Genomic DNA, 5,922 nt, shown 5'->3' with positions numbered 1-5,922 from the left:
GCTCGACACCGCCGCCGTACGGGCCAGGGCGGCGACCGAGGAGCTGCCGCCGCTGCTGCGGCGCCTGGTGCCCGTACGGCCCCGGCGGGCCGTGGCGTCCGGCGGCGAGGCGGCCGACGGCAGCGCCTTCCAGCAGCGGCTCGCCGCCCTCGACGCGGCGGGGCGGACGCGCCTGCTGCTCGACCAGGTCCGTACCCAGGCCGCCGCCGTCCTCGGCCACCCGTCGCCCGACGCGCTCGACGCGGGCCGGGCCTTCCGCGAACTCGGCTTCGACTCCCTGGCCTCCGTGGAACTGCGCAACCGGCTCAACGCGGTGACGGGCCTGCGGCTCCCCGCGAGCCTGGTGTTCGACCACCCCACCCCCGAGGTGCTGGCGCGCCATCTGCTCTCCGAACTGACGGAGACTCAAGCCACTGTCAAAGCAACCCCGGTGGCCAAGACGGCAGTGGACGATGATCCGATCGCGATCGTCTCCATGGCCTGCCGGTTCCCCGGCGGCGTACGCTCGCCCGAGGACCTGTGGCGGCTCGTCGCCGCAGGGGAGGACGGCATCTCGGAGTTCCCGGCCGACCGGGGCTGGCCGCTCGACGAGCTGTACGACCCCGACCCGGACCGTACGGGCACGTCCATCACACGGCAGGGCGGCTTCCTCTACGACGCGGCCGAGTTCGACGCCGAGTTCTTCGGGATCTCCCCACGCGAGGCCCTGGCCATGGACCCGCAGCAGCGGCTGCTGCTGGAGACCGGCTGGGAAGTCTTCGAACGGGCGGGCATCGACCCCGCGTCGCTGCGCGGCGCCCCGGCCGGCGTCTTCGTCGGCCTGATGCAGCAGGACTACGCGGCGCGGCTGCTCCCCTACATCCCCGACGACGTCGAAGGTTTTCTCGGCACAGGGAACTCCGGCAGCATCGTCTCCGGCCGCCTCGCCTACGTCTTCGGACTCGAAGGCCCCGCCGTCACCGTCGACACTGCCTGCTCCTCGTCGCTGGTCACACTGCACCTCGCGGCCCGCGCCCTGCGATCCGGCGAATGCTCCATGGCGCTGGCAGGCGGCGTCAACGTGATGTGCAGCCCCGAACTCTTCGTCGAGTTCAGCCGGCAAGGCGGCCTCGCCCCGGACGGCCGCTGCAAGCCCTTCGCCGCCGCCGCCGACGGCACCGGATTCGGCGAAGGCGTGGGAATGCTGCTGCTGGAACGGCTGTCGGACGCACGGCGGCTCGGCCACCCGGTGCTGGCGGTGGTCCGGGGCAGCGCGGTCAACCAGGACGGTGCGAGCAATGGCCTGACGGCTCCCAACGGACCGTCACAGCAGCGCGTGATCCGCGCGGCGCTGGCGGACTCCGGGCTGCGCGCGTCCGATGTCGATCTGGTGGAGGCGCACGGCACGGGGACCCGGCTCGGCGACCCGATCGAGGCGCAGGCGCTGCTGGCGACGTACGGTCAGGAGCGGCCCGACGGTAGCCCGTTGCGCATCGGCTCGTTGAAATCCAACATCGGGCACGCCTCGGCCGCCGCCGGTGTGGGCGGCGTGATCAAGACGGTGCTGGCGATGCGTCACGCGGTGATGCCGAAGACGCTTCACGTTGACGGCCCGACGCCGGAGGTGGACTGGTCGGCGGGCGCGGTGGAGCTGCTGACCGAATCCCTCCCCTGGGAGGAGCCCGCGGGCCGCCCGCGCCGCGCGGGAGTGTCGTCGTTCGGAGTGAGCGGCACCAACGCCCACGTCGTGCTGGAAGAGGCACCCCGGCCCGCACCTGTGGTGCCTTCCGGCGAAGACTCCGCAGTCGGCCCGGTGCCCTGGCCGCTGTCGGCGCGGAGTCCGGAGGCCCTGCGCGCCCAGGCGGCGGCGCTGCTCGCCGCACTGAGGAATGAAGCCGATGGCCCCGGCGGCGGCAGCCCGCTCGACATCGGACACTCACTCGCCGCGACGCGCGCCGCGCACGGGCACCGCGCGGTGGTCGTTGGCACACGGGACGACCTGACCGAAGGTCTGGCCGCCCTGGCGCAAGGCGCCCCTGCGGGCAACGTGGCGACAGGCTCCGCCTCCGGGGCGGGCCGCGCGGTGTTCGTCTTCCCCGGACAGGGTTCGCAGTGGGTGGGGATGGCTGCTCAACTGCTCGACACAGAAACGGTGTTCGCCTCGACGGTTGCGGAGTGTGGGCGGGCTCTCGCTCCGTTTGTCGACTGGTCGTTGGAGGATGTTCTACGGGCACGGCTTGGCGCTCCGTCATTGGAGCGGGTTGACGTGGTGCAGCCGGCCTTGTTCGCGGTGATGGTGTCGCTGGCAGCGGTGTGGCGTTCGTACGGTGTGGAGCCGGCCGCCGTTGTCGGTCATTCGCAGGGTGAGATCGCTGCCGCCTGCGTCGCCGGGGCGCTGTCACTCGATGATGCGGCGCGGGTGGTGGCGTTGCGGAGCAAGGCGTTGCGTGCCTTGTCGGGGCGGGGCGGGATGGTGTCCGTGGCGTTGCCCGCCGCTGAGGTGGGGGAGTGGCTGAGCGACTGGGAGGACGGTCAGCTGTCCGTAGCCGCCGTCAACGGCCCCGCCTCCACCGTGGTGTCGGGTGACGCGAACGCGCTGGACGAACTGCTGGAGCGGGCCGAGACCCGGGGCGTGCGGGCCCGGCGCGTACCCGTGGACTACGCCTCGCACTCCGCGCACGTAGAGGAGATCCAGGAGCGGCTGGCCAAGGAGCTGGCCCCCGTCGCGCCTCTGCCCGGCGAGGTGCCGTTCTTCTCGACCGTCGATGCGGCATGGGCCGACCCCGCCACGCTGGACGCCGGTTATTGGTACCGGAATTTGCGGCAGACGGTGCGTTTCGAGGAGGCGACGCGGGCGCTGTTGGCGGAGGGCTTCCGGTTCTTTGTCGAGCCGAGCGCGCACCCGGTGCTGGCGGTGGGGGTGCAGGAGTCGGCGGAGGCCGCCGGGGTCGAGGCGGTGGTGCTCGGGACGCTGCGCCGCGACGACGGCGGCCGGGACCGTCTGCTGTCGTCGCTCGGGCAGGCGTGGGCGAGCGGGCTGCCGGTGGACTTCTCCGGCACGTACCCCGGCGCGCGCCGCGTGGACCTGCCCACCTACGCCTTCCAGCGCGAACGCTTCTGGCTCGACGTGCCGACCACGAGCTGGGACGTCGCGTCCGCCGGGCTCGGCGCCACCGGGCATCCGCTGCTGGGGGCGGCGCTGGAGGCCGCCGACTCCGGGGAACTGGTGCTCAGCGGCCGGCTGTCGCTGCGCACCCACCCCTGGCTCGCCGACCACCGGGTCTCCGGCACCGCCCTGCTCCCCGGCACGGCGCTGCTGGAACTCGCCCTCCGCGCCGCCGCCGAGGCAGGCTGCCCCGTGGTCGAGGAGCTGACCCTTCAGGCGCCCCTCGCGCTCCCCGAAGAGGGCGCGGTCCTGCTCCAGGTGCGGGTGGCGGAGGCAGGCGACGACGGGCGCCGGGCGCTGAGCGTGTTCGCCCGGCCGCGCCGGGACGAGGACCAGCCTTGGGCCCCGTACGCCACCGGCACCCTCGCCCCGGCCCCGTCAGCCGCGCCCAGCGGCCCCGGCCTCCTCATGTGGCCCCCGGCCGACGCCGAGCCCCTCCCCGTGGACGGCCTCTACGACCGCTTCGCCGACGCGGGCTACGGCTACGGGCCCGCCTTCCGCGGTATCCGCGCCGCCTGGTCGCGGGACGGCGAGATCCTGGCCGAGGTCGTCCTCGACGCGCGGCAGCAGGCCGACGCCGCGGCCTGCGCCGTGCACCCGGCCCTGCTGGACGCGGCCCTCCAGACGGCGGCGCTGCTGCCCGGCCAGGACGGCCGGGCCCGGCTACCGTTCAGCTGGACCTCCGTGACCAGCCACATCCCCGGTCCCACCGCGCTCAGGGTCCGCCTCACCAGCGACGGTCCTGACGGCATCGGCCTCACGGTCTATGACCTGACGGGTCAAGAGGTTCTGACCGTAGGACAGTTGGCGCTCCGGCCCCTGACGGCGGACGCGCTGCCGACGGCCGCGAGCGCTGCCAGGGACTTGCTGTTCCACCTCGACTGGGCGTCGGCGGCAGGCTCCGAAGCCGCGCCCCCGCCCCTCGACTGGGCCGCCCTGGGCGACGCCGTCCCCGGCGTCACGTCCTGGCCGGACGTCGACGCCCTGCGCGCCGCCCTCGACGCGGGAGCCCCGCTCCCCGGGCTCGTCGTCGCGTCCTGCCCGACCGCCGACCTCGCCGACCCGGCCGACCAGGTGCACGCCGCCGCCCGTGAGTGCCTGGAGCTGGTACGGAGCTGGCTGGCCGACGAGCGGCTGGCCGAGGCGCGACTGGCGCTGCTCACCAGGTCCGCCGTGCGGACCGGCGGCGGCGACCGGCCCGTCGACCTCGCGCAGGCGGCCCTGTGGGGCCTGCTGCGCACCGTGCAGACCGAGCACCCGGACCGCTTCGCGCTGATCGACTTCGACCGGCCGGTCACGGGGCCGGACGACCCCGCGCTTCTTGCCGCCCTGGCCGGCGGTGAGCCGCAAATCGCCGTACGAGGGGGTGAGCTGATGCTCCCTCAGCTGGGTCGGGCCGACCGTGCCGACGGGGTGCTGAACCCCCCGCCGGGCGAGCCCGCCTGGCGGATCGGCACCGCGGGCACCGGCACGCTGGAAGACCTCGCGCCCGTCCCGGCCCCCGAGGCCGTGGCCCCGCTGGGTGACGGCGAGGTCCGTATCGCGGTGCGCGCCGCCGGGCTGAACTTCCACGATGTCGTGGTCACCCTCGGGCTCGACCCGGACCAGCAGACACTGGGCAGCGAGGGCGCGGGCACCGTCCTGGAGATCGGCCCCGGAGTGGACGACCTGGCCCCCGGCGACCGCGTCATGGGGATCTTCGGCGGTTCCTTCGGGCCCGTGGCCGTCGCCGACCGGCGGGCCGTCGCCCGGATTCCGGCGGGCTGGTCCTTCGCCCGCGCCGCGTCCGTACCCGTCGTCTACCTCACCGCCTACTACGGACTGTTCGACCTCGGCGGCCTCCAGTCCGGCGAGTCCGTGCTGATCCACGCCGCCGCCGGAGGCGTCGGCATGGCGGCGGCGCAGCTCGCCCGGCACGCCGGGGCGACGGTGTTCGGCACGGCCAGTCCCGGCAAGTGGGACGTCCTGCGGGCCGACGGGCTGGACGACGAGCACATCGCGTCGTCCAGGACCGTCGAGTTCGCCGACCGGTTCCTCGCGGCCACCAGTGGGCGGGGCGTGGACCTCGTACTCGACAGCCTGGCAAGGGAGTTCGTGGACGCGTCGCTGCGGCTGCTGCCGCGCGGCGGGCGGTTCGTGGAGATGGGGAAGACGGACATCCGCGACGCCGGCGAGGTCGCCGCGCGCCACCCCGGCGTGCAGTACCGCGCCTTCGACCTGATGGAGGCGGGGCCGCAGCGCATCGGCGAGATGCTCGCGGAAGTCCTCGGCCTCTTCGAGCGGGGGGCGCTGGCCCCGCTGCCGGTCCGGGGCTGGGACGTGCGGCGCGTTCCCGAGGCCGTACGGTTCCTCAGCCAGGCGAGCGGCGTCGGCAAGAACGTACTGACGCTGCCCGCGCCGCTGGACCCGGACGGCACCGTACTGATCACCGGCGGCACCGGCACCCTGGGCCGCCTCCTGGCCCGGCACCTGGTCACCGAGCACGGCGCGCGCCGTCTGCTGCTGGCCGGCCGCCGGGGCCCGTCCGCCGACGGGGTGACCGAACTGCTGGAGGAGCTGACCGGGCTGGGGGCCGACGCGCGGGCCGTCGCCTGCGACGCCGCCGACCGCGAAGCGCTCGCCGCGCTGCTCGCGGAGGTCCCCGAGGCGCACCCGCTGACGGGGGTCGTCCACGCCGCCGGAATCCTCGACGACGCGCTGTCCGCCAACCTGACCGACCGTCAACTTACCGATGTACTGCGGCCCAAGGTGGATGCGGCGTTCGCCCTGCACGAGCT

At 74.4% G+C, this 5,922-nt stretch carries 1 protein-coding gene; it reads left to right on the top strand.

Annotation, left to right across the window (positions count from 1 at the left end; genetic code table 11):
• On the top strand, positions 1 to 5,922 hold a 5,922-nt coding region (locus ACFU99_RS29995), incomplete at both ends, for an SDR family NAD(P)-dependent oxidoreductase (protein WP_384397966.1).

Source organism: Streptomyces sp. NPDC057654 (assembly GCF_042800135.1).
Lineage (GTDB): Bacteria > Actinomycetota > Actinomycetes > Streptomycetales > Streptomycetaceae > Streptomyces.
The sequence above is the reverse complement of the archived record's forward strand: the minus strand, read 5'-3'. Positions and strand labels throughout refer to the sequence as shown.